At 71.0% G+C, this 3,253-nt stretch carries 4 protein-coding genes and 1 pseudogene; all 5 read right to left on the reverse strand.

Translation table 11 applies throughout. The annotated features are described in order from the left end of the window. Positions 1–254, reverse strand: a 254-nt coding sequence (locus tag ACWCSD_RS50065; protein ID WP_449926497.1) for a hypothetical protein, incomplete at its 3' end; no start/stop codon positions are given. Continuing rightward, entirely contained in the window at positions 251–967 is a 717-nt protein-coding gene (locus ACWCSD_RS50070; protein WP_449926500.1) for a GNAT family N-acetyltransferase, read from the reverse strand. The genes ACWCSD_RS50070 and ACWCSD_RS50065, both read right to left, overlap by 4 nt. Before the next feature lie 101 nt (positions 968–1,068). Next, complete coding sequence (locus ACWCSD_RS50075; RefSeq protein WP_364336855.1) at positions 1,069–2,073, reverse strand: TerC/Alx family metal homeostasis membrane protein; 1,005 nt, start codon at positions 2,071–2,073, stop codon at positions 1,069–1,071. 274 nt (positions 2,074–2,347) lie between these two features. After that, the gene (locus tag ACWCSD_RS50080) at positions 2,348–2,923 is read right to left on the reverse strand and encodes an HD family hydrolase (RefSeq protein WP_397160321.1); all 576 of its coding nucleotides are present in this window, start codon (positions 2,921–2,923) and stop codon (positions 2,348–2,350) included. 12 nt (positions 2,924–2,935) lie between these two features. Next, positions 2,936–3,253 (reverse strand): annotated as a pseudogene (locus ACWCSD_RS50085) (helix-turn-helix domain-containing protein); the annotation flags it as partial.

Here is a 3,253-nt window from a genome sequence, read left to right on the forward strand (position 1 = left end):
GCCGGATCCTCGGCGACGAGGTCCAGGTGGATGCCCAGGGCGCGCAGCAGGAGCCGGGCCCACCGTCCGGTGACGCGCGCCCGCACGTCCGGGCGAGCGTGGCGGAACGCCAGCGCCACCGGCACCCCGGCCAGCACCACCAGGGCCGCCGCGAGCAGCCGCAGCGCCCGGCGGGCCGCTCCCGCGCCGACGACCGCCGCCCCCACGCACATGTCCGGCGTGCACGGGCCCGTACGCAGCCAGGGGCCGGTCACGGCGTCCCGCCCAGGAAGTGACGCAGGTAGCGGGTGTTCGCCTGGGCCATCGAAAGCAGCACGAAGAAGTCGGCCGTGCCGAAGTCCCGGTCGTGCGCGGGCGGCCCGCACACCCACGCGCCCAGCCGCAGGTAGCCGCGGAGCAGCGCGGGCGGCACGAACCGGTCGGAGCGCGGCGCGCCGTCGGCCGCCCAGGGCGCGTGCGGCGTGACCCGGTGCTCCTCGGGGCCGAGCGGCACCCGTCCGGCCACCCCGGCCGCCAGCGCGCCGCCGTCGTCGAGCGGCACCGAGCAGCAGCCCGCCAGCCACTGGTGGCCGCCGTTCACCATGTACCGGGCGATCCCGGCCCACATCAGCGCGACCACCGCGCCGTCCCGGTGGTCCGGGTGCACGGTGGTACGTCCTGCTTCGACCAGGTTGTTGCGGATGGGGGCGAGGGCGCGCAGGTCGAACTCGCCGTCGGAGTAGAGCCGGTCGGACCGCCCCGGCGGCAGCAGCCGGTACGTCCCCACCACCCGCCGCCCCTCCCGCACCAGGAGGTGGTCGCAGTAGGCGTCGAACCGGTCCACGTCGAGGCCGGAGACCGGGCTGTCGAGCCGCGCCCCCATCTCCTCGGCGAAGACCTCGTACCGCAGCCGCTGGGCCGCCTGGAGGTCGGCGGGGCTCGTGGCCATGCCGACCGTGTACCGGCTCGTGTCAGGAGAGATCGTCATGGGCGCGGGGTCCTTCCCTGAAAGCGTCTCGCGACCATGTCGTCATGCCGACATGACGGCCGGCTCTCGCGTCGGGGGCACCCAGGCGTCGGAGCGGTGAACTAGCTCGCGGCCTCCTTCTCGCGGTCGCGGCGGTTGGCGTACAGGCTGGTCAGGGTGACCGTGGTCAGGACGGCGACGATCACGCCGAGCGAGGCGAGCGTCGGGATCTGCGGCATCCAGTCCCAGACGCCGTGTGCCCAGTGCAGCATGAGCTTGACCCCGATGAAGGCCAGGATGACGCTCAGCCCGTGGTTGAGGTGGCGCAGCTTGGCCAGGACGCCCTGCAGCACGAAGTACAGCGCCCGCAGGCCCATCAGCGCGAAGGCGTTGGTGGCGAAGACCAGGAACGGGTCCTCGGTCACGCCGTACACGGCCGGCACGGAGTCCACGGCGAAGACGATGTCCGTGCCCAGGACGGCGACGGCGGCCAGGGCCAGCGGCGTCAGGGCCAGCCGGCCGCCCTCGCGCACGGCCAGCCGGGAGCCGCGGTAGTCGTCGGTGACCGGCACGAACCGGCGCACCAGCCGGACGCTGCGCATGGAGGAGATGTCCACCTGCTGCTCGTGGCCGCCGAGCACGTCCTTGAGGATCTTCCCGGCGGTGACGATGAGGATCGCGCCGAACAGCAGGAACGCCCACGTGCCGCTCTGCAGGGCGGCGGCGCCGAGCCAGATGAAGATGCCGCGCAGGACGAGCGCCCCGACGATCCCGTACAGCAGGACCTGCCGGGCCAGCGCGGGCGGGACGGCGAAGGCGGCCAGCAGCAGCATGAACACGAACAGGTTGTCCACCGACAACGACTTCTCCACCACGAACCCGGTGAAGAACTCCACGGCGACGCCGCCGCCGTGGTCCGCCCACAGGTAGAAGCCGAAGATCACCGGCAGCACCAGGTAGAACACCGACCAGCCGGCCGCCTCGCGCATGCGGACCTCGTGCGGGCGCCTGGTCAGGAGAAGATCCAGCGCCAGCAGCAGCACGAGCCCGGCGATCGCGACCAGCCAGAGGGTGGGCGTGGCGATGGTGGTCAGGGCGGGGGCAGCCTGCAATGTGCCCGGGGGCATGGGTCCTCCTCGAACGCGCGTCATCGTTCGAGGTCTCCTTCGCCCGTGCGCCGATCGCGCGGGCGGCCGCCCGGGGACGTCTGGGACGTCCGTACTGACCGGGCCGGCGCTTGCGAAGTACTCCCCTCGGCACCCTCAGCCTAGGCGAAGTCACGACATGTCACCACCTGTTGGCCGGTCCCCATCCGCGACGGCTGCGAGAGCGCAGGCCCAAGGCATGGTCTGCACCTGCTCTCCATGGGTATGCGTCTCAGTCCGGTGAGCGCCGGGTGGCTCAATCTCCGTTGAGCACGCGCGTCATCCACTCCAGCGATCCCGTGCTGAGCACCTCGTCCGCGAGGCGCTTCGCGGACGCCGTCCGTAGCGCGGCGAGCGAGCTGTCGATCCACGGCTGGACGTTCTGGTACCCCTGCTCGCGGTACTCGACGGCCTGCATCAGGCATTCGAGCTTGTCGGCGTCACGAGCACAGACGGCCTCAAGGCTGGTCTTCCCCTCGTACTCACCGACCGCGCCGCCCAGCATCTCCGCGACCGGCTCCGGAAGGCCGCGTACCTGGTCGGCGGTGACCTCCTCGTTCTGCGCCGCCGCCAAGTAACGCTTGCCGACGTAGGGAATGTCGGTGACACGGGTTTCCTGGGTGTCGTGGAACAGGCTCATGAACGCCGCGCGCTCGGGGTTGCCGCCCTCCAGAGCCGTGATCACACTCGCGATGATCGCTGTCCGGAAGGAGTGATCGGCGATGCTCTCAGGGTCACGCACCCCCGCGACCAGCCAGCCTGTGCGCTTGTAGCGCTTGAGCAGTCCGATCTCGTACAGCAGGCCCGTCAACCTCGCCAGTTCCTCCGCCATGGAAGTCCCTTCTCACCCTCGGTGGATCATGCGCAGAGCGTAGATGACCGCCTCCAGCTCGCGCTGGGACTGTGCTGACGCGATGGCCTCGTCCAGGGTGCGGGCAGCCGCGTCCCTGAGGGCGTCCACGGTCTGACTGTCCAAGGTCGAGGGGCGCAGCATGACCAGCGCCCACAGTGTGTGGGCCACCACGTCGAGGTAAGGATTCGCGGAGTTCAGCTTGCCGGTCAAATGCCGGAGGAGCTCGGTCCCGCGCCACACATCCGGTCTCAGCTCGATCATGAACGTGTCCGCCGACTGGGGCGACTGGGGTTCGCCCACCTCCCCGAG

This window comes from Nonomuraea sp. NPDC001684, assembly GCF_053596515.1.

Bases quoted from the DNA above. Each gene is read 5' to 3' on its own strand.
- ACWCSD_RS50075 (WP_364336855.1), bottom strand. From the start codon at position 2,073: ATGCCCCCGGGCACATTGCAGGCTGCCCCCGCCCTGACCACCATCGCC.
- ACWCSD_RS50070 (WP_449926500.1), bottom strand. From the start codon at position 967: ATGACGATCTCTCCTGACACGAGCCGGTACACGGTCGGCATGGCCACG.
- ACWCSD_RS50080 (WP_397160321.1), bottom strand. From the start codon at position 2,923: ATGGCGGAGGAACTGGCGAGGTTGACGGGCCTGCTGTACGAGATCGGA.